We start from the raw sequence: 22,147 nt of genomic DNA, 5'->3' as shown, positions 1-22,147 counted from the left end.
TCAGTGAACAACAGTGCTTACTGTCGTTCACTGACCACACTATGTGAAAGGAAAAAGGGGGGAAGCTCGATGGGCTTTGTATCCGCGCGGCGTTCATCATCTCAACGACAGGCCACTGGGGAGATAGCCGCGACATCACGTGCCCACGCACTTGGACGTTGCGGGGAAGACGCAGCCGCAGCACTCTATGAATCCGATGGAGCACGGATAGTGGCGCGCAATGTTCGCTATCCAGTCGGAGAGATTGACATCATCGTCGACGACGACGGGCTACTGATTTTCGTCGAGGTAAAAACTCGAAGCAGCCATAATTACGGAACCTCGGAACACATTGATGCACGCAAGCTGCGTTGCCTGCGCCATGCGGCAGCACAATGGCTGAGAGACGCACAGTGGGCGGGGCGAGAATGTCGCTTTGACGTCGTTGTCGCTGCACCCGACGGACTTACGGTACATCAAGGGGTGGATGTTTATGAGCTCTAGTGGAGTAATAGCACGAAGCTGCTCCGCCACCCTTGTTGGAGTTGAAGCACACCTGGTTGAGGTTGAGGTCAGTGTAGGGCCAGGCCTGCCAGGTATACATATCGTTGGCTTGGGAGATGCGGCGATTGCGGAATCTAAAGAGAGGGTGAAAACTGCGAGTCAAAATTCCGGTTTGGAGTGGCCACGAACCAAAATTATCGTGAGCTTGTCCCCGGCATCGCTTAGAAAACATGGCGCGCAGTGCGATGTTGCTATTTGTCTGGCAATTCAATCAGCACTCGATAAAGATAATGACTACATGGCGTGGATACTTGCCGACAGCCTCGTGATGGGGGAAGTCAGCCTTGACGGTACGCTTCGTCCAGTTAAAGGAATTCTTCCTGCTTTGGTTGCCGCCCGGGAGGCTGGGCTCACTCGGGCAGTCGTGCCTCACACTTGCGCAACGCAAGCAACACTAATCGACGGTATCGACGTGCTCTGTGCATCGACATTAATGGACGTATACCTATGGGCGCGCGGGATAGCTAAGCTGCCCTCGGTACATGAATCTGCGGCGGAATTGTGCGCTTCGGTAGACACAGCCGAGCGGATCCCAGATTTCGCCGATATCGCCGGAAACTCTGCAGTAAAACACGCAGCCGAGGTCGCTGCGGCCGGTGGACACCACATGATGATGCTCGGGCCACCTGGGGCAGGGAAATCACTGTTGGCTCAAGCGCTCCCGGGAATTATGCCGCCGCTAACACCTGGCGCGCGTTTAGAAGCCACCATGGTGCACTCCAGTATTAATGCTGAGCAACAGCCGCTGATGGTTCCGCCGTTTGTTGCGCCCCATTACAGCGTGACCCAGGCTGGTCTCATCGGAGGGGGAAGCGGAAACCCGCGCCCAGGGGCAGTCAGTCTCGCACACCGGGGTGTCCTGTTCATTGATGAGGTTAGTGAAGTGCCTGCGAAAGTTCTTGACTGCCTTCGTCAGCCTCTGGAGTCGGGCCATATTCGACTAATGCGCTCGCAGAGCACCTACGAGTTACCTGCGCGTTTCCAACTCTTGATGGCGGCTAATCCTTGCGCGTGCGGGGCGGAAGAACCACATTCCTGCCGATGTTCGGTACGGCAGCGTGCCAAGTATCTATCAAACTTGACAGGCCCTCTCCGGGACCGTGTGGACATCGTCGTTCTTGTCAGCGCTCAAGCTGGGGTCCTGCTAGCCGATCGAGAGGAAAGTAGCGCAAGCATTCGTGAAAGAGTCAGTGAGGCACGGCGTCGAGCAATGCAGCGGTGGACGCAGGTACCCGAAGGCTACAAGCCTTTTGAAACCAATGCTGAGGCTCCAGGGACACTACTGCGTAAGCATTACCCAGCTACAAAGGAGGCGATGCAGATCATCGCCCATCTGCTGCGTAGCGGCACACTTAGCCAACGTGGGGTGGACCGAACCCTCCGCCTAGCCTGGACATTATTCGATTTGCGTTGCGCCACCGAGGGCATGTCCGGGAACCCGTCGTGTCCCGATGTTGAAGAAGTCATGCGTGCCCTCGATCTACACAGCGAGGAGGTGCTTGATGATGAATAGCACTCCTTCCCTCACTGAACCCACCGATGTGAATAAGTCTGAGGACAGGCAGTATGCGTGGGCGTATCTTTCCCGGGTGCTCGAAGGACCAAGCGAAGCACTGCAGATTGCACTCGCCGAACGAGACGGTGACGTTGAGTCAATCGCACGAGATATCAAAAACCGTGATGCACGGATTGGGGAGGACCTACTACTGCGCAGCCAAGCGCGAAGTGATGCTGGGCTCCACCACATCGACCGGGATCTGAAACAAGCTGAGAAAGTCGGCGCACGTTTGATAACCCCTGACAGCCCAGAGTGGCCAGACGGCGTTGGCGGCGCCGAATCTATCAGGGGAGATGGCCAACACCACTACGTTCCACCACACGCGCTGTGGGTACGCGGTCAGTTATTGAAACCACTGTTCATACAGGCTGTGGGTATTGTTGGGACTCGAACGCATAGCCGCTACGGCAAGGAAGCCACAGAGCTGATCAGCGGCGGTCTCGCTACCCACTGTTACACCGTAGTGAGCGGTGGAGCGCTGGGAATCGACACTGTTGCACACACCCAGGCAATAGAGCGCGGTGGACGAACAGTCGCGGTTCTAGCAACAGGAATAGACAAGGCCTATCCTGCTCGAAACACTGCATTGTTTGACCGCATTGCTGAACATGGTGCGCTAATCAGCGAATATCCGCCCGGTGTGCATCCCGCAAGGCACAGGTTTTTAACACGCAACAGATTAGTCGCGGGACTGACCCAGGGAATCGTTGTCGTAGAGGCAGCGTGGCGATCAGGTGCCCTGAACACGCTAGCCTGGGCGAATTGCCTGGGAAAGGTTGCAATGGCGGTGCCCGGCCCCATAACATCGCGCGGCTCCGTAGGCTGCAACGTAAAAATAAGAGAGCATCAAGCGCACATGGTTGTTGGGGCCGATGATGTCCGCTCATTACTGGCACCTATTGGGGCCGTCGATGCAGATGAAAACTACATGCTGGATTTCGGCCAAGATCAGACCCCCAAACTCAGCAGGTTGCAACTTCAAGTTTTCGATGCGCTCAACGCGCCGGGCGTGGAAGGTGTGTCCACATCCGTGGCAGCCCAGAGATCGGGGCTTGGAACAGTTCTTTGCGTCCAGGGGCTAATGGAGCTCAAAGATAGGGGATTAGCGGCTCTAATTGGTGGTCTGTGGGTTCGGATTGAGCACGAGCGCGATGGATGAGAGCTATTGATCGTACCTCTACATTGCTAAAAGCCCAGTTCAGCGACTGGTGTGATCACATTCACGTCGAAACGAAGGTAGTAAGCCTTGCTTTAGCGACTACTTCAATCTAAAGTATGAGAGGCAAGCCTTAGGGAAGAGCTTTTGTGGAGGTCGGGCTGGGCCACCGTGAAAGCAGCTCCACTTCCTCAGGTGAGTTGTTTTCCTTTCTTTAATGAAGTGTTATCCGAAAAGCGGTGCCACAGTATCCACTGTGGCACCGCTTTTTCGTGCGAGAATGAATCCATGTCAACAACTAGGCAGATGGAAGAGATAGTCGAAGACTATCTTGAGCATCTTGAAATGGTGGAGGGGAAATCACCCGCGACTATCCGCTCCTACCGTAGTGATCTCAAGACCATGGTCGAGATCGTTCCCGATCTCGACCACTTCACATTGGAGCGGTTACGTAGTTGGCTGGGGTATGCATACGATGCGGGTAAAGCACGCAGTACGCTTGCCCGATACACGGCGAGTGTCAAGGGGTTGTCTACTTGGTTAGCGCGTAGATCCATGATTCCCCAAGATGTTGGGGCTCGCCTTGCGTCGCCAAAGACGTCTAACCATCTGCCGAAAGTTCTCGCTCGACAGGGGGCTCAGGCATTAGTTGAAGCGCCTGCAGCTGAAGAAGAGGTGGCGCAGCAGGTAGGTAAGGGCCGTATAAAAGAGGAAGCGAAGCGAGGTCGTGACGCCGCCATACTGGAGCTTCTTTACGCCACGGGTATGCGCGTTGAAGAATTATGCAGTATTGATACTTCAGATCTTGACGAGCTCCATCAGCAAGTGCGGGTTACTGGTAAAGGTAACAAGCAGCGGGTGGTGCCGTACGGCGAGGTAGCAGGGCGCGCACTAGAACAGTGGCTTGGTGCTTACCGCGCAATACTGGCCGACCGCGAAGAGAAAGCCCTGTTTGTCGGAGCCCGCGGGAAGCGCATCAATCAGCGCCAGGTGCGCGCACTTGTAGACCGCTATGCCCATCAAGTGGGGCTTGGGCATGTCAAGCCTCACGAATTGCGGCACAGTGCTGCCACACACCTTCTGGATGGCGGCGCTGACCTGCGTGCCGTGCAGGAATTATTGGGGCATGCGTGTTTGCAGACTACCCAAATCTATACTCATGTGAGCGTGGAGCGCCTGAGGGACGCATTTAATCAAGCACATCCGCGTGCTTGACTTCTGGCATATTGCCAATGGGTTTGAGGCGTATGTCTGCTCGCTTCAGCAGGCTAAGGGGATTGATGTAGTCTTTCTTGCCGATTCGTGCACCCCAGTGCAGGCCTTCGTGTCGGGGGTGAGTTACGAGGAAGCCGATGCTCTCGCCCGAGGAAACGAACTGCCCCTCAGATACGCTAGCTAGTACCGGCTGATAGGTGGTCCGAATCCCATCCGCATGCTGTATCGATACTGTAGGCACGCCTACTGCTACACCTGCGAAGGCAACCACTCCATCTTCGGCCGCCACGACGGGGGCAAGCGCTGGAAGGTTAATATCGACGCCGCGATGGCCCGGAGCATAGCGGTGCTCGGGATGCTCATACGGCCTCGTTACCTGCCCTGGATACGAGGTTCCGGTAGCGGGGGATACGTACGCATGAGCAGTGGGGATCGTAATAAGCAGCACTGCCACGCTCAGGAATGCAGCTAATTGCCGTGCTAGGGCTCTCCAGTCCTGTCTGGTGAGAAGTGGAATGCGGCTTATTGCCTGGCAGGCTTCATTGATTTCGGTCATAAGCACATAGTGCAACTCCGTTGAATGCTCGTACTGGCTACCTGTGAAAACCATCCGTGCTGCGATTGGGTTGTGTATAACTCCCTTTGTTCCAACCGTGTCGTTACTCATGCAGCTGAACTCATGCAGTTGACCGTGGAGACACACAGTTAGTCATTGTTTGGAATACTGCGTTGTGGTGGGTAAAGTAACTGGCTGCAGTGTTCTGCATCGACGTTCGTAGACCTATGAGCGTGAACAACGCCTTAGCCTGTGTGCTGATGTTCAGAATCTGTAAAAATACGCGCGATACATTTGAGTACCTGCTGCAATGGTCCCACTTTCCTGCTTGAAGGATAGATGGGTGCGGATAGGTGCCGTATCGCTAGGGTGCAGGCAAAACCTGCATGTGAAAACCGAAACTACTAGATGAAAGGGAGCATCCCATGGCAGTTGTGACCATGCGCGAGCTTCTCGACGCAGGTGTCCACTTCGGACACCAGACCCGCCGCTGGAACCCCAAGATGAAGCGCTTCATCTTGACCGACCGTAACGGCATTTACATCATTGACCTCCAGCAGACTCTGACCTACATCGATCAGGCTTACGAGTTTGTCAAGGAGACCGTCGCTCACGGCGGCACCATCCTCTTCGTAGGCACCAAGAAGCAGGCTCAGGAAGCAGTGAAGACCGAAGCTGAGCGCTGTGAGATGCCTTACGTCAACCACCGCTGGTTGGGTGGCATGCTGACCAACTTCCAGACCGTTTCTAAGCGACTTCACCGCATGAAGGAACTCCAGGCAATGGATTCCGCTGAGGACGGCTACAAGGGTCGCACCAAGAAGGAAATCCTTATGCTGACCCGCGAGCGCACCAAGCTCGAGCGCGTCCTCGGTGGTATCGCCGAGATGCACAAGGTGCCCTCCGCTCTGTGGATCATTGACACCAACAAGGAGCACATCGCTGTTTCTGAGGCTCACAAGCTGAGCATCCCTGTCGTCGCAATCCTTGACACCAACTGCGACCCTGACGTTGTCGATTACCCGATCCCGGGCAACGACGATGCCATCCGCTCCACTGGTCTGCTTTCCAAGATCATCTCCACCGCAGTAATCGAGGGCAAGAAGGCTCGCTCTGAGCGCGAGCTCGCCGCTGCGAAGGAAGCTGCTGGCGATACACCTGCAACCGAGGAGACCGTAGAGGTTGCCGCTAAGGTTGAGGCTCCCGCTGAGGTTGCTGCAGAGGCTGCAGAGTAAAGCGACACCCCAGCTTTTCCTGGCCAAACGGCCGCATGAGCCCCTGCTCCGCCGCGCGGACGGGGGCTTTATTGTGCACACACTTAGACACTTACTGTGTCCATGGTGCACAACATAGCCTGGGCGGGTACAATTGCCAGGGCTATGAGTTACTACAGCTCACCTCGGGTCTCTACCGAGTGGCCGAGCATACTCTCACTATTAATCAAGGAGGATCGCCCCGACAATGGCGAACTTTACCGCTGCAGACGTTAAGAAGCTCCGCGAAATCACCGGCTCCGGCATGGTGGATTGCAAGAAGGCTCTCGCAGAAACCGATGGCGACTTCGACAAGGCCATCGAAATCCTGCGTATTAAGGGTGCGAAGGATGTCGGTAAGCGTGCCGAGCGCACCGCTGCTGAAGGCCTTATCGCTGTTTCTGGCAACACCATGGTTGAGGTTAACTCCGAGACCGACTTCGTCGCTAAGAACCAGGAGTTCAAGGACTTCGCTGCAAAGATCGCTGCCGCTGCTGCCGCAGTGAAGGCAAATACCGTTGAAGAGCTTAAGGCTGCTGAGGTTGACGGCAAGAAGGCCGAAGACGCCGTTCTTGAGCTGTCCGCCAAGATTGGTGAGAAGCTGGAGCTCCGCCGTGCTGCCACCATCGAGGGCGACAAGGTTGCGGTTTACCTTCACCACCGCGCTGCTGACCTTCCCCCGGCGGTTGGTGTCCTCGTTGCATACGAAGGCGAAGGCGAAGCCGCAGAGCAGGCTGCACACGCCGCAGCTATGCAGGTTGCAGCTATGAAGGCTCGTTACCTGAACCGTGAGGACGTCCCCGCAGAGGTCGTCGAAAAGGAGCGTGAAATCGCAGAGGCTACTTCCCGTGAGGAAGGCAAGCCCGAGGCTGCGCTGCCGAAGATCGTCGAAGGTCGCCTTAACGGCTTCTTCAAGGACGTGTGCTTGAACGAGCAGGCCTCTGTCACCGACAACAAGAAGTCCGTCAAGCAGGTCATGGATGAAGCTGGCGTTAAGCTCACCGGCTTCGTACGCTACGAAGTTGGCCAGCACAGCTAGGCCATAGTGCTTCGTTAAAGCAGGTAGGGCATACGCCCTACCTGCTTTTTTGTTGCTGGTAGGATAGCTACAGATTAAACAGTCCTCAACTAAGGAGAATCACTATCGTGGCCGAACAGCGCGAAGGTTTCAAGCGGGTAATGCTCAAACTAGGGGGTGAGATGTTCGGTGGCGGAAACGTTGGTATTGACCCTGATGTGGTTGAGAATGTCGCGCGTCAAATTGCTGAAGTGTCGCGATCAGGCACGGAAGTCGCGGTCGTCATTGGTGGTGGAAATTTCTTCCGTGGCGCCGAGCTCCAGCAGCGCGGAATGGACCGCAACCGCTCTGATTACATGGGCATGCTTGGCACTGTGATGAACTGCCTGGCTTTGCAAGACTTCTTGCAACAAGAGGGGATTGATTGCCGTGTTCAGACTGCCATCAACATGGCACAGGTAGCAGAGCCCTATCTGCCGCTCCGCGCAAAACGACACCTCGAAAAAGGTCGCGTTGTTATCTTCGGTGCAGGTATGGGTATGCCGTATTTTTCGACGGATACCACTGCAGCCCAGCGGGCTCTCGAAATCGATTGCGATGTTTTGCTCATGGCTAAGGCAGTTGACGGCGTTTACGACGCAGACCCCCGAATAAACCCCAATGCGAAACTCTTCAGCGAGATCACACCGGCTGAATGCATCGCGCGCGGACTTAAAGTTGCCGACGCCACGGCATTTTCTCTCTGTATGGATAACAACATGCCCATCCTCGTGTTCAACCTGCTCACCCAAGGCAATATTGCACGCGCGGTCTCCGGTGAAAGCATTGGCACCTTGGTCCGTTCCTAACGGGCTAAGTGGTATGTTTGCATAGATCTTTCGCTTCAATACAATTCAAGGACCCCCATGATTGACGACATTTTGCTCGAGTCTGAAGACCGCATGATCCACTCTGTGGAGCACGCTCGAGAGGACCTCACCACCATCCGTACGGGACGCGCAAACCCCGCCATGTTCAACGGCGTGATGGCTGAATACTACGGAACGATGACTCCCATCACTCAGATGGCCACCATCTCCGTTCCTGAGCCCCGGATGATGATCATTAAGCCTTACGAGATGTCTGTGATGGCTGATATCGAAAACGCCATCCGCAACTCTGACCTGGGCGTAAACCCCACTAACGACGGCCAGGTGCTTCGCGTGACGATCCCTCAGCTAACAGAGGAACGACGCCGCGATCTGGTGAAGGTTGCAAAGTCCAAGGGCGAGGACGCCAAGATCGCCATCCGCAACATCCGCCGCAAGGGTATGGATCAGCTCAAGCGCATCCAAAAGGACGGCGCAGCTGGTGAAGATGAAGTCCAGGCTGCTGAAAAGGAGCTGGATAAGGTCACCGCTAAGTATGTCGCTCAGGTTGACGAGGTCGTCGCACTGAAAGAAAAAGAGCTGCTGGAAGTTTAACCCCACGCTCCCCACCTTCAATCCCCGTCTTCAGGAGTATAGGCAGTGGTCAAAACTACCCCTTTAAAACCGAAAAATTCCGCCGGCCGAGACCTCAAGGCCGCGATCGGCGTAGGGGTAGGACTCGGCGCTTTGGTGCTGGTGTGTATATTCATCATCCCCGGTTGGTACCCACTGGTAGCCATTGCCGTGGCCTTGGGTACGTGGGAAGTTGCAACCCGCTTGAAGGAATCAGAAGACTACCGAGTATCTCCAGCGGTGCTTATTGGCGGTGGCCAGCTGATGGTTTGGTTATCGTGGCATTTCGGAGCGAGCGGTGTTGCCGCAGGTTTCGTCACTTCAGTTCTAGCGGTTATGTTCAGCGGGTTGTTCGTCAACGGCCGCTATGAAACCCCCGTCAACTATCTGCGTGACACGTCTATGAGCATGTACGTATTGACGTGGATCCCACTGTTTGGGTCCTTTGCCGCAATGCTGTCGAGGTTCGAAAGAGATGGCATCGGAGGATCCATGTTTATTGTCACGTTCATGTTGTGCGTGATCGCATCCGATGTTGGAGGCTATGCCGCGGGTGTTCTCTTTGGATCTCATCCAATGGCCCCTGCGGTGAGTCCTAAAAAATCTTGGGAGGGGTTTGCGGGATCGGTGCTCTCAGGTGCCGCAGTGGGTGCGGTCGCTGTGCACTTTTTGCTTCACGATGCGCTGTGGCTTGGTGTTTTGCTAGGCATCGGACTGGTTATATGTGCGACCCTTGGCGATTTGGTGGAGTCCCAGTTTAAACGCGAGCTGGGTATCAAAGACATGTCGCGAATGTTGCCTGGCCACGGTGGACTCATGGACCGACTGGATGGGTTGTTACCGTCGGCCATGGTCACCTGGCTGGTCTTGTCTGTTATTGCGGCCTAGATGGCGTCCGCAAGGGCCTTTTTGCTTCGCTTGAGCTGACGTCGAAGCTCTAACATTCGCCAGCCGCCAACCAGTGCCATCACAAGGGCACCGCCGATCGCAGCGAACAGGAAGCCAACGCCGACGGGGAGGGTGGACTTCCAGGTCAAGAACTCGATTGCGACTTGTTCGTCATTCTGCAAAATGAAGATGAGCAGAGCGATAAGGAACAGGAACCCAAAGATCAGTGCAACCCAGGTTCCGCCAGCGATAGAGCCCTTGACCTTAGTGGAAGGCGCCTTAGCCGGCTGCTTTTTGGCGGGGGTTTCTGCCGGGGCGGGTGCGACAACCTCGTCTCGGACAGGTGGGGCAGAGTCGAAGGGATCGTTAGGTAGCTGGGGCGAAGTGGAATTCGGTTCAACGTTGTTCATACCTCTTATTGAACAGCACGCGCGTAGGATAACTCAAACGTCGCTTACCCTGAGCTAACCCAAGTGCATCACCATGGTGTGGAAAGATATTTGCATTATGGCTTCACCCTTACCTCTTGTTTTCGATGCTTCTCGTCGTAGTATGCCGCCGAAGCACTTTGCTGATTTGTCGACCGAAGAGCGCCGCGAGGCTGTCGTAGCTTTGGGCTTGCCGAAGTTTCGGGTAGACCAGTTGGCTCGCCACTACTATGCACGCTTGGAAGCAGATCCACGCACAATGACAGATTTGCCTGCGGCGCGGCGTGATGACGTCGCGAAGGCACTGTTTCCAACATTGATGACCCCTGTCAAGGCGGTCGAGTGCGACGGTGGAGAGACTGCTAAAACCTTGTGGCGTCTGCATGATGGTACTCTGTTAGAGTCCGTGCTGATGAAATACCCGGACCGTGCAACACTGTGTATTTCTTCCCAAGCGGGCTGCGGAATGGCGTGTCCCTTCTGCGCGACGGGCCAGGGCGGTTTGGACCGTAATCTGTCGACTGCAGAGATCGTCGATCAGGTGCGTGCCGCTGCAGCATCGATGCAGGCAGAGGGTGGTCGCCTGTCCAATATTGTCTTTATGGGCATGGGGGAGCCGCTCGCCAATTACAAGCGGGTGGTCAGTGCAGTTCGACAAATCACTAGCCCAGCTCCTGAAGGGTTTGGCATTTCCCAGCGCAATGTCACCGTTTCAACCGTTGGTCTGGCACCGGCGATCCGCAAACTGGCAGACGAAGGCTTAAGCGTCACTCTGGCGGTGTCTTTGCATACCCCAGATGACGAGCTGCGCGACACGTTGGTTCCGGTGAACAATCGGTGGTCCGTGCAGCAAGTTTTGGACGCTGCTCGTTACTACGCTGACAAGACTGGGCGCCGTGTGTCGATTGAATATGCGCTGATCCGCGACGTCAATGACCAAGGATGGCGCGCGGACATGTTGGGCAAGAAGCTACATAAGGCGCTTGGCTCCCGCGTACACGTCAATCTGATTCCGTTGAACCCCACACCCGGATCAAAGTGGGATGCGTCCCCTAAAGAACAGCAAGATGAGTTTGTGCGTCGCGTCGCAGCCCAGGGTGTCCCGTGCACCGTGCGTGACACTCGCGGCCAGGAAATCGCCGCAGCATGTGGGCAGCTGGCTGCTGAAGAACGCTAGTAGCCGTCGTATACAAGCGAAATCCCCCAGCGCGTTTTTTAAGAAACGCGGTGGGGGATTAGTGCACGAACAGTGCGGGCAAAGCCTTAGGCTTCGATGCTCTTGACAGTAGCGGGGTCGATGTTGAGGGAACGCAGCTGGTCGTCGGTGAGATCAGCGTAGGGGCCCTGCAGGGTGTGCTGCATCAGTGCCCAGTCGGGTTCCTGGTGGCCCTGCGGCTTGTTGTGGCAAGTAAGCGTGCGCACCTGGTTGAGCTTGGGCTGGAACAGCTGAATCAGCAGGCCGAGGGCGATGAGGCCAGCGAAAGCGAAGAGGTAGATGGTCTCTACGTGGCCGGGGTGGTTACCAAAGTTCATGGCGAGGAGGAAGAGGACGGACACCCAACCTGCGATCTGGATGGGGCCACGGCCGATGTCGTGCCAACCCCAACCTGCGGAGGGCTCGTCGAGGGTGGAAACGCCGTTGTAAACCTCGGGTGCGTTCGACACGGTTTGCTCCTTGATGTTGTGCGTCTATATCGGCGTCTATTTTGGCACATTTATTCCGGCTCTGCGACTAAGCGCGGCCAACCTCACCAGCCTTACGGGATGTGTGCGCATTGTTGTGCGTGAATGTGCCTGTGCGTGATGCCGTGGTTTTCTTCTCAGCGGGGTAGCCTTCTAATAGTTTATCTGCAGCTGGAGGATGTTATGAGTGTTGATTCGCACAAAGGTAGTCGCAGTGGGGACTTCGCTGGGGTAGTGGATTTTTGTGCCCGCGCGGATGGTGTGCAGACTACCCCGGATACCCCCGCTCGTAGGGTGGTGATCCTCGGTTCGACTGGGTCGATCGGTACACAGGCTTTGGAGTTGATTGCCGACAATCCGGGTCGCTTTGATGTTGTCGGCATTGCTGTCGGCGGCGGTCAGCCTGATTTGTTGATTGCCCAGATTAAACAGTTGGGGGTGGACCCGGCTTGTGTAGCCGTTGCTGATGAGGCCGTCGCCTGGCGTATTGGCGCGGGTTTTTCTGGCCCCCATGCGGCCGAAGAACTAGTTGCCGCGACATCCCCGGATTTGGTCCTCAACGCTCTGGTTGGCTCTTTGGGGCTGGGGGCAACGCTTGCGGCGCTGGATTGTGGCGCACAGTTGGCATTGGCTAATAAAGAGTCCCTGATCGCGGGTGGCAATCTGGTTATTTCTAGGGCCTCGCATGGTCAGATTGTTCCCGTTGATTCAGAGCATTCGGCAATGGCCCAGTGCTTGGCTGCATCTATGGGGCGCAGGCTTGATCATCTTGTGTTGACCGCTAGTGGTGGGCCTTTCCGTGGGTGGTCTGCGGCTGAGCTGGAGTCGATCACGGTAGAGCAGGCGCTGAAGCACCCGACATGGTCTATGGGGCAAATGAATACCTTGAACTCTGCCACCCTGGTTAATAAGGGCTTGGAGTTTATCGAGGCGTGCTATTTGTTTGGTTTGCGTCCCGAGCAGATTGAGGTGGTCGTCAATCCTCAGTCAATCGTTCACTCGATGGCGACGTTCGAGGACGGCTGCACCATGGCGCAGGCCAGTGACCCCTCGATGAAGCTCCCCATTGCGTTGGGTCTCAACTGGCCGGCGTCGCTTCCTGGGGCTCAGGCTGGTTTGGATTTCTCCCGTCCGCAGCAGTGGACGTTCGAGCCTGTTGATGACGCCGTGTTCCCTGCGGTTGATTTGGCGCGTGCGGCTGCGCGCGCGGGCGGTATGGTTCCTGCGGTCTACAACGCGTCCAATGAGGAGGCCGTGGCGGCTTTCGTCGATGGTCGTATTAGTTTTCCCAGGATTTCTGCAACGATTGAGCAGGTTATGGGTAGGTTGGGTTCCTACACTGAGAGTCCTACCTGTGTGGAAGATGTGCTTGCGGTCGAGGCTGATGCCCGCCGGGTTGCGCATGAAGTCATTGCTGGGTTTGTAGCTTAGCCGGAAGCCCGTGTAGTGGGTTGGTCGTTGAGAGGTTGACTGTGCTGTCGTATTTGTTGGGCGTTGTGATTTTCGCGGTGGGTATCGGCGCGACCATCGGGTTGCACGAGTTTGGTCACATGCGCACAGCGGTTGGTTGTGGCATGAAGGTCCGCCGTTTCTATGTTGGCTTTGGCCCAACCCTGTTGAAGTGGAGGGGGAAAACCAGCGGCACTGAGTACGGTTTCAAGCTGTTTCCTTTGGGTGGTTTTTGCGACATTGCGGGGATGGTCCCGGAGGAGGAGCTGACGCCTGCGGAGCAGCGTGTGGCGATGTATCGCAAGCCGTGGTGGCAGCAGGTGTGGGTGTTGTCGGGTGGGGTGTTGATGAACCTTGTGCTTGGAACGCTGATTATTTATCTGGTGGCGGTGTTTGCGGGACTGCCGAATCCTGATGCGGATTATTCCGCTCGAGTGGGGCAGGTTCAGTGCGTCGATGTGGACGCGGGGGAGTCTGCGTGCCCGGCGAAGGATGCTGGCTTGAGGCCCGGCGACGTTATTGTTGCTGTGGATGGTTCTGAGACACCGACGTTCGCGGATGTTCGCCAGGCGTTGATGCAGCGCCCTGGGCAGGAGGTAGCGCTTCAGGTTGATCGCGGCGGAGAAATTTTGGATGTTGACGTCGCGGTGGCCTCTGTGCAGCGGGAAACCACGGATGGTCGCAAGGTTGATGTGGGCGTTATTGGTGTTACATCCGCACCAGTGGTTGATGCCGTCAAACGTTATGGCCCGGTGGAAGCGGTTCCCCGCACTGGTATGATGGCTTGGGAGATGATGGGGGCGACGTTTAAGGGTTTGGCGGCGTTCCCTGCGAAGCTGCCGGGTGTTGCGAAGTCGATTGTTGGTGGCGAACGAGAACAAGAATCCCCGATGAGTGTTGTGGGGGCCAGCCGCATTGGCGGGGAGTTGGCGGAGCGGGCACAGTGGTCGATTTTCGCGATGATGCTGGCGAGCCTGAACTTCTTCCTGGCGGTGTTTAATCTGGTGCCGCTGCCGCCTCTGGATGGTGGGCGTATCGCTGTGGTGTTGTACCAGGCGGTTCGCGACTGGGCACGTCGTGTGCGCGGTCTGGCGCCATTGGGGCCAGTGGATTACCGCAAGGTGATGCCGGTGACGATTGCGGCGGCATCCGTACTGATCGCGGTGGGTGTACTGACGATCGTGGCGGATGTGGTCAACCCGATCCGGCTTTTCGGCTAGTATTACTAGCGGTTTCTTTACCCGTCTCTACTAGGAGCATCTTCTTTGTCTACTCCGATTGGTCTTGGTCTTCCCGAGGCGCCTCTTCCTACTCTTGCACCACGCCGTAAGACCCGCCAGCTGAAGGTGGGTTCTGTGGGGGTGGGGTCGGATTCTCCTATTTCGGTGCAGTCCATGACGACGACGAAGACCCACGACGTCAACGCGACGCTGCAGCAGATTGCGCAGTTGACCGCGTCGGGTTGCGACATTGTGCGCGTGGCGTGCCCTAAGACGATCGATGCTGAGGCCTTGCCGCAGATCGCTAAGAAGTCTCCGATTCCGGTGATCGCGGATATTCACTTCCAGCCGAAGTACATTTTTGCAGCTATTGATGCTGGTTGTGCTGCTGTGCGCGTCAATCCCGGCAACATCAAGGAATTTGATGGCCGTGTTAAGGAGGTCGCGAAGGCTGCGGGGGACGCAGGCATTCCGATCCGCATCGGTGTCAACGCTGGTTCCTTGGACAAGCGCCTGTTGGAAAAGTACGGCAAGGCTACACCGGAGGCTTTGGTTGAGTCTGCGTTGTGGGAGGCCAGCTTGTTCGAAGAGCATGGCTTTGGGGATATCAAGATTTCGGTGAAGCACAATGACCCGGTGGTGATGGTTGAGGCTTATCGCCAGTTGGCGGCGCAGTGTGACTACCCGCTGCACTTGGGTGTGACGGAGGCTGGCCCTGCCTTCCAGGGCACGATTAAGTCGGCGGTTGCTTTTGGTGCGCTTCTGTCCGAGGGGATCGGCGATACCATCCGCGTGTCCTTGTCGGCGGATCCGAAGGAGGAGGTCAAGGTTGGCGACCAGATTTTGCAGTCGCTGAACCTGCGTCCTCGTAAGTTGGAGATTGTTTCTTGCCCCTCCTGTGGTCGCGCGCAGGTGGACGTGTACACCTTGGCGGAAGAAGTTACTGCGGGGTTGGAGGGCATGGAAGTGCCGTTGCGCGTCGCCGTGATGGGCTGCGTAGTTAACGGGCCGGGTGAGGCCCGCGACGCAGACCTGGGTGTTGCGTCTGGTAACGGCAAGGGCCAGATTTTCGTCAAGGGCGAGGTCATTAAAACCGTTCCGGAATCCCAGATTGTGGAGACGTTGATCGAAGAGGCCATGAAGATCGCTGAGACCATGGAGCCTGTTGAGGGCTTGGGTGGTCCCCAGGTGAAGATTACGAATTAACATGCGTAGGCTGCTTGCCGCCGTGATGGCGTGTGTGATGGTGGTGTCGGTGGCGTGTACACCGAAGCCGAAGTCCGCTGATCCGGTGGTGGAGCAGTTTTTTGCGTTGATCGCTGCACGCGATTTTGATGCGGCGGGCGCGTTGACGGATAAGCCGGAGGAGGCCGCGTCGATTATTCGTTCCTCTTTCGAGGATTTGCAGGCTGAGGCGTTTTCTTCTTCTATTAATGACGTCGTGGTCACGAATTCCGGTTCGGATGGGACACATGTTGCATCCTCGGAGGCGGATTTTTCGGTTGTGTGGTCTCTGCCGAGGGACAGGGAGTTTTCTTATGACTCTCGCATGGTGTTGACCCGTGGGGACGGCAAGTGGGTGATTCGTTGGCAGCCGAGCGTGTTGTATCCGCGTCTGGGGGCAGGCCAGCATTTGCAGCTGCGGGCTATTAACGCTCCGAAGGCGAGCGTGGTTAGCTCCGATGGGGCGGCGATTATCCAGCCGGGTACACAGTTTCGTGTTCTGGTGGACAAGGACAAGGTCACCAGCGTGGCTGGTACCGCCACCCGGATTTCACAGGCTTTGGAGACCGCAGATATTCATGTGCCTGCAGCGGAGCTCGCGGCGTCATTATCGGACGCTAAAGGCGTGTATTCAGCGGCGGTTGTTCCATCGGATGCCGCGGCGGCTGTGCGTGATGCGCTAGGTGATACGCCGGGCGTGCGGTTGAACGAAGAAACCGCGATGGTCAATGTTGATCCGACGTTCGCGCCGGAGATCATGGCGCGTGTCGGCGGACTTGTTGGTGAGGAGCTGGAAGGCGCCAACGGGTGGGAAATTGTCGCGGTTAATGCCAACAATGCTGTGATCGAGACCCTGGATAGTCACGACCCGCAGCCTGCGCCGGCGGTGAAGGTCAGTTTGAACCACGCGATCCAGTTGGCGGCTCAGGAGGCAGTGGATCTTCGCCCTGAGATGAAGGCGATGATGGTGGCGATCAGGCCGTCGACTGGTGAGATTTTGGCTGTGGCGCAGACAAAGAAGGCCGACGAGGACGGAGACATTGCCTTAAATGGCCAGTTCCCGCCTGGTTCGACGTTCAAGATGATTACTGCTGCGGCCGGCATTGCGGATAAAGGCCTGAGCCCTGACAGCATTGTCCCGTGCCCCGGCACGATGAATATCGGCGGCCGCATCGTGACGAACTACAACGGCTTTTCCCGCGGCAATGTTCCCATGGAGCAGGCGTTCGCGGCCTCGTGTAACACGACGTTCGCTGATATTTCTTCCGACTTACAGCCTGGTCAGTTGAAGGAGGTTGCCCAGCAGTTCGGGTTGGGTTTGGACTATGACATTCCGGGGCTGACCACTATCACCGGTGATGTTCCGGAGGGGAAGGTCCTGTTGGATCGTACCGAGGCCGGTTATGGTCAGGGACTGGATCTGGCCAGCCCGTTTGGTATGGCGTTGGTGGCGTCGACTGCTGCGGCAGGCCGCACACCGTTGCCGGTTTTAGTGGAGGGCAAGCCCACCGGCGTCAATAAGCAGGTTGATCCACCGAGCCCGGAGGCAATTGAGGGTTTGCGCCGGATGATGCGTAGCGTGGTCACCTCTGGTACAGCCCGTGGTATGCGCGCTGGCGGTGAGGTGCACGGTAAGACTGGTGAGGCCGAGATCCACAGCGGTTCGCACGCGTGGTTTGCCGGTTATCGTGGTGACGTCGCGTTTGCTACGTTGATCCCGTTCGGTGGCGGGTCGGAGTCTGCCGTGATGTTAACGGACCACTTCTTGGTCAAGCTTGACGAGCTAGGGTACTAGCGCAGTGTGTGGGGGTACTAGAGTGGTGGGCATGACTCGTTTGCTCACTCCTGGAACACCCACTCCGATTCGCACTGTCCCGAACCATATCGAGCGTCCGGAATACGTGTGGAAGGACACCGTGCAGGAGGCTATGGGGGAGCCGTTCGTACAAACCCCTGAGGTTATTGAGAAGATGCGTGAGGCCAGCAAGATTGCGGCCAACGCGTTGGCGGAGGCCGGTAAGGCTGTGACGCCCGGGGTGACAACCGATGAGATTGACCGGGTTGCCCACGAGTACATGTGTGACCACGGTGCGTACCCGTCCACGCTTGGCTACCGCGATTTTCCCAAGTCGTGTTGTGTGAGCCTCAACGAGATTGTGTGCCATGGCATTCCGGATTCGACGGTGATTGAGGACGGCGACATCGTCAACATCGACGTCACTGCCTACAAAAATGGGGTCCACGGTGACACTAATGCGACCTTCTTGGCAGGCAATGTGTCCGAGGAGCATCGCCTGTTGGTGGAGCGTACGAAGGAAGCCACGATGCGTGGTATTCGCGCGGCGAAGCCGGGCCGGGAAATCAACGTGATTGGGCGTGTGATTGAGGTCTATGCGAAGCGTTTTGGCTACAACGTCGTTCGTGATTTCACTGGTCATGGTATCGGTACTACGTTCCACAATGGTTTGGTGGTGATGCACTACGATGCGCCTGAATACACCGATATTCTCGAGCCGGGCATGACGTTGACGGTTGAGCCGATGATCAACCTGGGGGCTCTCCCGTATGACATTTGGGACGATGGCTGGACCGTTGCCAATCGTGACGGGAAGTTCACCGCACAGTTCGAGCACACCATCGTCATTACCGAGGACGGCAACGAGATTCTGACTCTGCCTGACGAGGCCTAACATGGCCGATGGTTCTACGGGGGCTCTTTTGGGCGCGGCCGTGCTGATCGCCGGGACCACCTCGGACGCGGGTAAGTCCGTGGTGGTTGCGGGCCTGTGTCGGGCGTTGGCTCGACGCGGGGTCAGGGTGGCGCCGTTCAAAGCCCAGAACATGTCGAATAATTCGGCTGTGTGTCCGGATGGTGGGGAGATCGGTCGCGCGCAGGCTTTGCAAGCCGCCGCATGCGGGTTGGAACCGAGCGTGGATTTCAACCCGATTTTGCTCAAACCCGGGTCGGATCGCACCAGCCAGTTGGTGGTGCGGGGTGTCGCGCGCGGCAATGTGAGTGCGAAGAGCTACGTGGAGCACCGTAGCCATTTGCGCGCGGTTGCTGCGGAATGTTTGCAGGACCTGCGGGGGCGTTTTGACGTCGTGGTCTGCGAGGGTGCGGGTTCACCCGCGGAGATCAACCTTCGAGAGACTGACGTGGCCAACATGGGACTCGCGGAGGCCTGTGATCTGCCGGTGTACGTCGTGGGCGATATCGATCGTGGGGGAGTGTTGGCGCATTTGTTCGGCACGCATCAGATTCTTTCTGCCCAGGATCGTGCGCGCATCAAGGGTTTCGTAGTTAATAAGTTCCGCGGTGACCAGTCGATTCTGGATCCGGGCCTGGAAGAGCTGCAGCGGCTCACGGGTGTGCCGACGGTGGCGGTGTTGCCGTTTATTCACGGCTTGTGGGTGGATGCGGAGGATTCGCTGCAGTCGGTAGTGGGCCAGGTCATCGGCCCGGGCTTGCCTGCGCGTGGCGGTAACCGTTTGACAGTTGCTGCGATCCGGCTTCCCCGGGTGTCCAACGCGACGGACATTGAAGCCTTGGCGTGCGAGCCGGGTGTGACTGTCCGATGGATTGATGACGCCGCGAGTGTTGCGGATGCAGATCTGCTTGTGCTACCGGGTTCCAAGGCCACGGTGAGTGATTTGGCATGGTTGAGGGATTCTGGCCTGGCTGATGCTGTAGCCCAGCGTGCTGCGGCGGGTGAGCCAATCCTTGGCATTTGCGGTGGTTATCAGATGATGTGCCGCGAGATTGACGATCCTGTGGAAAGCAGCGAGGGCTTGGTTGAGGGCCTGGGTTTGTTCGACACAGATATCGCCTTCCACCCGGACAAGACGTTGATTCGTCACCCTGATGGGGCGTACGAGATCCACCACGGCCGCGTGGTGCGTTCTGGTGACCCGGGCTGGATTAAGACGCACGACAGCTCTGAGGTGCCAGGGGGAGCTGCCTTCGAGGGGAATGCGAAGGGCTCGCTGCGCGGTACCCACCGGCATGGCTACCTCGAGCATGATGCCAACCGGAAGGAGTTCCTGCGGTGGGTGGCAGATGTGCGGGGCAAGCAGTACGTGATTGATGAGGCAGCGAGTTTTCATGCGGAGCGGGAGCGCCAGCTAGATCTGATTGCCGACGTGATTGAGCAGCATTGGGACCTAGACGCATTGCTGGGAGAGCTGTAGTGTGGCGCTATCGCTTGGGCTTGATCCCGACTATGAAGGAGTGGCGATGACGAACACTCTCGACACAGTGCGGTCTTCGCGCTGGGGCCCACGCCTTACCCGTTGGGTGGCGGTGGGGCATGTGGGTGTTGCTGGTGCCCGCGCGCCTGTTGGGGGCCGCATTTATCACTCAAACCACTGCTGTGTTGTTTGCTTTACTTACGTGAGGTGCTTTCCATAGGTGCTTTTCTGGGGCGCGCTTCGAGGCTAGGCCTCCTTCTGCAGTGACGGTCGTACAAAAAACCGGCAGATTTCACTCTTCATTACGCGCGAGCTGGACAAACAGTGAAGCAGAAATGAAATCTGCCGGCTTTTTGTACCTGCCCCTAGGGCATTAGGCGGTTTAACCCCCGCAGTTCATGATATGCGGTGCATGACGGGCAGCGGATAGTGTTAGGGTTTGCTCAACGCGGCCGAAGAGGAGGTTGCGATGAAACAACTAGTGTTGGCCATTGGACCGCTGGTTATTGGTTTCGCAGGTACCGGTGTACTTCCAGTGTTAGCCATAGACCACGGAGCGAGTCACGTTATCGTGGCGCTCTTGGCATGGCTGGTGATGTTCTTCATTGGCTCGGGGTTAGCGTTGTTGCTGCTTACCCCTATGCGGCGTTGGCTGCCCCGTGCATCGCTGGTGTCCTGGGTCTGTGCGTTATTGCTGATTGCTGTTGGTTTGTATCGCTACAGTACCGAGATCGATGCTTATTGGGCTGCTCCGATCATTAACCTTGGGCTTGGGTTCGTTTTCGCCCCGTTGTTCAGCAGTGCGTTAGAGAGGTAATTGCTTTGCCCGCCCCAGGGTCTATGGTTCTTTTGTTCCTGGTTTCCACAGCAGGGCGATGGGGATGGCCGCCAGTAGGATAGCCGCGAACAGGGCTGTGAACTTATAGTTGGGGAAGTACTGGGCGCCGATGACTTGGATCATGCCGGCAGTGGAGATCATGAGCGTCATCCCAGTGGTGCCGGCTACTTGTAGTGCGGAGCCGATGAATCCGGTTTCTTCTTTGCTACATAGTTCCATGGGTTTCGCGGCCAGACGAGGGTGGACGAACCCCATACCGGCGGCGGAAAGCCCCCAGCCTGCGGCAGCGACGATCCAGTTGAGTTCGATGCCCGCAGCAGCTAGAACGATCAGCCCGCCAGTCGCCATGAGGGCGATGCCGATCCGGATGACAGCAGGCGTGCTAAAGCGGCTACCCATCCGTGATTGAGCTGTGGAACCGAAGAACCACGTGAGCCCGCCGGCCGTGAGCCCCATGCCGGTCAGCGTGGGCCCCAAGTGGTAGGCCTGTGCAAGCATCAGCGGCAGGTAGATTTCGACGGCGAAGAACATGTCTAGCAGCCCACGGCTGAGGATCAGACGCGGTAGGCCCGCTTGGCCACGCAGGGTATTGGCGGGAACGAGGGGCCGGACGCAGTAGAGCACGGCGGCAATTGCGGCGACGAACAGGATGAGTGACCACCCGACGGGCAGCTGGCTGACGAGGTTGAGGCACACCACTGCTGCAGTTAACAGTGCTGCTGCTGTCAGTGATTTGCCGGTGCTTCGCACCCGCGCGGGGCGGATTTCACTGGTGGCTACGGCGCCTGCTTGCTCAAGCTCGATGCGTTCCTTGAGGGCGGCTTGGTCCGCTTTTGTGTTGGTGTCGACATTGGCTAGGGATTTCGTCAGGAGCGTGACTGCACCGATCAGTACCCCTAGGGCGAGTAAGAACACCGAGTGCCAGCTGAAGGCTTCCGTGAGTATGCCGGCTATACCCGGTCCGACAAGGGAGGGCACTACCCAGGCGGCCGCAAAAGCGGCGAAGACTTTGGGTTTGAGGTGGCTGGGGTAGGCCTGGGCAATCACGGCGTAGACGACCACCATCACCGCGCCTATGCCCAACCCTTGGATGGCTCGAGCCACCACAAACCACCCCATGGAGGGAATCACTACGGTCATGACGAGGCCGAGGCCGAAGATGAACGCACCGAGCAGCATCGAGGTACGCACGCCTCGGGTGTCGGTGACTAAACCTGCGGCCACCATGCCGACGATGCCGAACGCCAGCGGGATAACGAACGTCAGCGAATATGCACTAGTGCCGCCGAGCTCAGCGGTGATTTGCGGCATCACTGCGGTTACGGCTGTTTGCTCGAAGGCACAGGTGAGGATGGCGCTGAGGAGCCCGAAGGTGGTGGGCAGGTATGCGCCTTTAAAAATTGATTCGCGTGGCGAGTTTAGTGGTGTGCTGGCGGTGGCGGTCATTCC

Annotated in this window: 21 protein-coding genes; 17 read left to right on the top strand and 4 right to left on the bottom strand. The window is 57.3% G+C overall.

Annotated features, from left to right (window positions below):
- The first annotated feature begins 69 nt into the window (after positions 1–69).
- The 4 genes from CARG_RS05910 to CARG_RS05895 all read left to right on the top strand — a co-directional run bounded on the left by CARG_RS05910 (position 70) and on the right by CARG_RS05895 (position 4,472).
- Positions 70–483: a YraN family protein gene (locus CARG_RS05910; protein WP_081761633.1), complete on the top strand. Its 414-nt coding sequence runs from the start codon at positions 70–72 to the stop codon at positions 481–483.
- The gene (locus tag CARG_RS05905) at positions 467–2,056 is read left to right on the top strand and encodes a YifB family Mg chelatase-like AAA ATPase (protein ID WP_328285807.1); all 1,590 of its coding nucleotides are present in this window, start codon (positions 467–469) and stop codon (positions 2,054–2,056) included. The genes CARG_RS05910 and CARG_RS05905 overlap by 17 nt, the downstream gene beginning before the upstream one ends.
- A complete protein-coding gene (gene dprA, locus CARG_RS05900) occupies positions 2,049–3,260 on the top strand; it encodes a DNA-processing protein DprA (protein ID WP_081761718.1) in 1,212 nt (403 codons plus the stop codon). Before CARG_RS05905 ends, dprA begins: the two co-directional genes overlap by 8 nt.
- Before the next feature lie 285 nt (positions 3,261–3,545).
- A complete protein-coding gene (locus CARG_RS05895) occupies positions 3,546–4,472 on the top strand; it encodes a tyrosine recombinase XerC (RefSeq protein ID WP_041747041.1) in 927 nt (308 codons plus the stop codon).
- Here the strand turns inward: CARG_RS05895 and CARG_RS05890 are convergent.
- Positions 4,447–4,932, bottom strand: coding sequence for a M23 family metallopeptidase (locus CARG_RS05890; protein ID WP_052331968.1), 486 nt, complete (start codon positions 4,930–4,932; stop codon positions 4,447–4,449). The genes CARG_RS05895 and CARG_RS05890 overlap by 26 nt on opposite strands.
- 521 nt (positions 4,933–5,453) lie before the next feature.
- Here CARG_RS05890 and rpsB point away from each other — a divergent pair.
- The 5 genes from rpsB (at position 5,454) to CARG_RS05865 (ending at position 9,668) form a co-directional block, all read left to right on the top strand.
- The gene (gene rpsB, locus CARG_RS05885) at positions 5,454–6,263 is read left to right on the top strand and encodes a 30S ribosomal protein S2 (RefSeq protein WP_020976488.1); all 810 of its coding nucleotides are present in this window, start codon (positions 5,454–5,456) and stop codon (positions 6,261–6,263) included.
- 226 nt (positions 6,264–6,489) lie between these two features.
- Complete coding sequence (gene tsf, locus CARG_RS05880) at positions 6,490–7,320, top strand: translation elongation factor Ts (protein ID WP_020976487.1); 831 nt, start codon at positions 6,490–6,492, stop codon at positions 7,318–7,320.
- Between the two features lie 140 nt (positions 7,321–7,460).
- Positions 7,461–8,147, top strand: a complete 687-nt coding sequence (pyrH, locus tag CARG_RS05875) for a UMP kinase (protein ID WP_046204789.1) — start codon at positions 7,461–7,463, stop codon at positions 8,145–8,147.
- 57 nt (positions 8,148–8,204) lie between these two features.
- Complete coding sequence (gene frr, locus CARG_RS05870) at positions 8,205–8,762, top strand: ribosome recycling factor (protein WP_020976485.1); 558 nt, start codon at positions 8,205–8,207, stop codon at positions 8,760–8,762.
- 45 nt (positions 8,763–8,807) lie between these two features.
- Positions 8,808–9,668: a phosphatidate cytidylyltransferase gene (locus tag CARG_RS05865; protein WP_020976484.1), complete on the top strand. Its 861-nt coding sequence runs from the start codon at positions 8,808–8,810 to the stop codon at positions 9,666–9,668.
- On the opposite strand, the gene CARG_RS05860 is transcribed toward CARG_RS05865, so the two are convergent.
- Positions 9,665–10,078: a LapA family protein gene (locus tag CARG_RS05860; RefSeq protein ID WP_020976483.1), complete on the bottom strand. Its 414-nt coding sequence runs from the start codon at positions 10,076–10,078 to the stop codon at positions 9,665–9,667. The two genes, CARG_RS05865 and CARG_RS05860, sit on opposite strands and share 4 nt — an antisense overlap.
- 97 nt (positions 10,079–10,175) lie before the next feature.
- Here CARG_RS05860 and rlmN point away from each other — a divergent pair, with 97 nt between their 5' ends.
- Positions 10,176–11,273 carry a 23S rRNA (adenine(2503)-C(2))-methyltransferase RlmN gene (gene rlmN, locus CARG_RS05855; protein ID WP_020976482.1) on the top strand — a complete coding sequence of 366 codons (1,098 nt, stop codon included), beginning with the start codon at positions 10,176–10,178 and terminating at the stop codon, positions 11,271–11,273.
- An 86-nt stretch (positions 11,274–11,359) separates the two neighbouring features.
- On the opposite strand, the gene CARG_RS05850 is transcribed toward rlmN, so the two are convergent.
- Positions 11,360–11,761: a DUF2631 domain-containing protein gene (locus CARG_RS05850; RefSeq protein WP_020976481.1), complete on the bottom strand. Its 402-nt coding sequence runs from the start codon at positions 11,759–11,761 to the stop codon at positions 11,360–11,362.
- 201 nt (positions 11,762–11,962) lie between these two features.
- Here CARG_RS05850 and dxr point away from each other — a divergent pair, with 201 nt between their 5' ends.
- From dxr to CARG_RS05815, 7 genes are all read left to right on the top strand, one after another.
- The gene (gene dxr, locus CARG_RS05845) at positions 11,963–13,210 is read left to right on the top strand and encodes a 1-deoxy-D-xylulose-5-phosphate reductoisomerase (RefSeq protein ID WP_020976480.1); all 1,248 of its coding nucleotides are present in this window, start codon (positions 11,963–11,965) and stop codon (positions 13,208–13,210) included.
- A gap of 41 nt (positions 13,211–13,251) precedes the next feature.
- Positions 13,252–14,448 carry a M50 family metallopeptidase gene (locus CARG_RS05840; protein ID WP_020976479.1) on the top strand — a complete coding sequence of 399 codons (1,197 nt, stop codon included), beginning with the start codon at positions 13,252–13,254 and terminating at the stop codon, positions 14,446–14,448.
- Between the two features lie 45 nt (positions 14,449–14,493).
- On the top strand, positions 14,494–15,654 hold the full coding sequence (ispG, locus tag CARG_RS05835; protein WP_041747036.1) for a flavodoxin-dependent (E)-4-hydroxy-3-methylbut-2-enyl-diphosphate synthase: 1,161 nt from the start codon (positions 14,494–14,496) through the stop codon (positions 15,652–15,654).
- A 1-nt stretch (position 15,655) separates the two neighbouring features.
- On the top strand, positions 15,656–17,467 hold the full coding sequence (locus CARG_RS05830) for a penicillin-binding transpeptidase domain-containing protein (RefSeq protein ID WP_020976477.1): 1,812 nt from the start codon (positions 15,656–15,658) through the stop codon (positions 17,465–17,467).
- Between the two features lie 31 nt (positions 17,468–17,498).
- On the top strand, positions 17,499–18,362 hold the full coding sequence (map, locus tag CARG_RS05825; protein WP_020976476.1) for a type I methionyl aminopeptidase: 864 nt from the start codon (positions 17,499–17,501) through the stop codon (positions 18,360–18,362).
- Between the two features lies 1 nt (position 18,363).
- A complete protein-coding gene (locus tag CARG_RS05820; protein ID WP_020976475.1) occupies positions 18,364–19,860 on the top strand; it encodes a cobyric acid synthase in 1,497 nt (498 codons plus the stop codon).
- A gap of 439 nt (positions 19,861–20,299) precedes the next feature.
- Positions 20,300–20,677, top strand: a complete 378-nt coding sequence (locus tag CARG_RS05815; RefSeq protein WP_020976474.1) for a hypothetical protein — start codon at positions 20,300–20,302, stop codon at positions 20,675–20,677.
- 21 nt (positions 20,678–20,698) lie between these two features.
- Here CARG_RS05815 and CARG_RS05810 read toward each other — a convergent pair whose 3' ends face one another.
- On the bottom strand, positions 20,699–22,144 hold the full coding sequence (locus CARG_RS05810) for an MFS transporter (RefSeq protein WP_020976473.1): 1,446 nt from the start codon (positions 22,142–22,144) through the stop codon (positions 20,699–20,701).
- Between the last annotated feature and the right edge of the window lie 3 nt (positions 22,145–22,147).

Origin of the sequence: Corynebacterium argentoratense DSM 44202 (assembly GCF_000590555.1) — a bacterium.
Lineage (GTDB): Bacteria > Actinomycetota > Actinomycetes > Mycobacteriales > Mycobacteriaceae > Corynebacterium > Corynebacterium argentoratense.
Note: the sequence above shows the minus strand (reverse complement) of the source record. Positions and strands in the feature narration are given on the sequence as shown.

Excerpts from the sequence above, each read along its gene's own strand:
- CARG_RS05910 (WP_081761633.1), top strand. The coding sequence starts at position 70 with ATGGGCTTTGTATCCGCGCGGCGTTCATCATCTCAACGACAGGCCACT.
- CARG_RS05905 (WP_328285807.1), top strand. The coding sequence starts at position 467 with ATGTTTATGAGCTCTAGTGGAGTAATAGCACGAAGCTGCTCCGCCACC.
- dprA (WP_081761718.1), top strand. The coding sequence starts at position 2,049 with ATGAATAGCACTCCTTCCCTCACTGAACCCACCGATGTGAATAAGTCT.
- CARG_RS05895 (WP_041747041.1), top strand. The coding sequence starts at position 3,546 with ATGTCAACAACTAGGCAGATGGAAGAGATAGTCGAAGACTATCTTGAG.
- rpsB (WP_020976488.1), top strand. The coding sequence starts at position 5,454 with ATGGCAGTTGTGACCATGCGCGAGCTTCTCGACGCAGGTGTCCACTTC.
- tsf (WP_020976487.1), top strand. The coding sequence starts at position 6,490 with ATGGCGAACTTTACCGCTGCAGACGTTAAGAAGCTCCGCGAAATCACC.
- pyrH (WP_046204789.1), top strand. The coding sequence starts at position 7,461 with ATGCTCAAACTAGGGGGTGAGATGTTCGGTGGCGGAAACGTTGGTATT.
- frr (WP_020976485.1), top strand. The coding sequence starts at position 8,205 with ATGATTGACGACATTTTGCTCGAGTCTGAAGACCGCATGATCCACTCT.
- CARG_RS05860 (WP_020976483.1), bottom strand. The coding sequence starts at position 10,078 with ATGAACAACGTTGAACCGAATTCCACTTCGCCCCAGCTACCTAACGAT.
- rlmN (WP_020976482.1), top strand. The coding sequence starts at position 10,176 with ATGGCTTCACCCTTACCTCTTGTTTTCGATGCTTCTCGTCGTAGTATG.
- dxr (WP_020976480.1), top strand. The coding sequence starts at position 11,963 with ATGAGTGTTGATTCGCACAAAGGTAGTCGCAGTGGGGACTTCGCTGGG.
- CARG_RS05830 (WP_020976477.1), top strand. The coding sequence starts at position 15,656 with ATGCGTAGGCTGCTTGCCGCCGTGATGGCGTGTGTGATGGTGGTGTCG.
- map (WP_020976476.1), top strand. The coding sequence starts at position 17,499 with ATGACTCGTTTGCTCACTCCTGGAACACCCACTCCGATTCGCACTGTC.
- CARG_RS05820 (WP_020976475.1), top strand. The coding sequence starts at position 18,364 with ATGGCCGATGGTTCTACGGGGGCTCTTTTGGGCGCGGCCGTGCTGATC.
- CARG_RS05810 (WP_020976473.1), bottom strand. The coding sequence starts at position 22,144 with ATGACCGCCACCGCCAGCACACCACTAAACTCGCCACGCGAATCAATT.